At 34.7% G+C, this 1,414-nt stretch carries 1 protein-coding gene; it reads right to left on the reverse strand.

Features of this window, described 5'->3' with window-relative positions:
- The coding region (locus tag BZG82_RS15985) for a glycosyltransferase family 2 protein (RefSeq protein WP_131826257.1) at positions 1 to 1,414 on the reverse strand (1,414 nt) is incomplete at both ends.

Below are 1,414 nucleotides of genomic sequence, written 5' to 3' on the forward strand. Positions count from 1 at the left end.
CTCTGAACCTCTAAAAAACGTTGAGTTAAGATAGGAGAAATCACCATAAAGCTCTAAATTTATTAATGAAATGTTAAATAGTACATAATCTGTTAGATCTGGTATTTCCTGAGCTGCCATTTTATACATTTCAATAGCTTCTTCGTAACGCTTTTCTTTGAAGTAAGTATTGGCAGTTTTTATTTTGAGCATACTATCCATTGATTGATTTCTTCTGTTGTATATAGTTAGGCTAGGTTTTACAGATCGAATTATAGGGTTATTAACAGTATCGAAGAACAACTTAACAGTTTCAAACATGTCCTCTTCGTAAAAATAATAATCGTCGTGTTGAACCATCTCCCTCCAATAATGATAGAAGACATATCTATTCTCTAACCTATACTTACTGCGCCCGGGAGTTTTTGATTCAAAATGGAATAATTTACTTTCAGGCACATAGGCTGCTTTATTTCTTGTTAATAATTTTAACCTCAAGCATAAATCAATGTCTTCTTGTCCGTTAATATAAATGGGATCAAAACCATGAACCTGTGCAAATAGTTTTGATTTGATAGCCATACAAGCCCCTGTAATTGCTTGAAATAGCCTGGGTCGCTGTGCATTACAATAGTCTACATCCAATCCCTGATATATTGGATAACCGATATTAGCTTTTTCATTAAACACTATACCAATGCACTGGATAGTTCCATCTGGATAAAGCAGAAGAGGTTGCGCAGCGAAAACATCATTCTTTTTTATACGCGCAATTAACGGAGCTAACCAACCGGGTGTTACTTGAGTATCGTTATTCAAAAATACACAATACTCCCCTTCAGCTTCAGCAAAGCCCAAATTAGAACCAAGCGAAAAGTTTTTGTTTTCTGCTTGCCTAATGACTCTCACATTTGAATATTGATAAGTTAGGGATATCAAGCCATTTTCAGTAACTTTATCGCTACCATTATCTACTAATATAACCTCATAATCATACCCACTAGTATTTTCATATAATGACTTCACACATTCTTTTGTTATTTCCAGCTGTCCATGAACAGGGATAATAATAGAAACCAGATCTTTTCCCCGACACTTTTCAACCAAGCTCGACCAAGGTATATCTCCGTTTTCCCGATAAGAATCCCAAGCTAGTGAATATTTTCTCCCATGACTAAACTGCCCTATTAGTAAATAGTGCTTAATAAGATCAATCTTTTCCAACACACACGATTCATATCCTAGCCCCACCAGAAAATCTTTATAATCGCCCGTGTTAATTAGGCTCGCCGAACTAAACAAATCATATTTATCTTTTAAACTAAAATAGCTATAACATAAATTTTTGCTAGTCGATTGGTTTATAACAGAACTCTTTATCTCTGTTATTTGCAATACATATTTTTTTTTATGCTGACGACATGCCGGATGTAGA

The organism is Salinivibrio sp. PR5 (assembly GCF_001996085.1).
Classification (GTDB): Bacteria; Pseudomonadota; Gammaproteobacteria; order Enterobacterales; family Vibrionaceae; genus Salinivibrio; species Salinivibrio proteolyticus.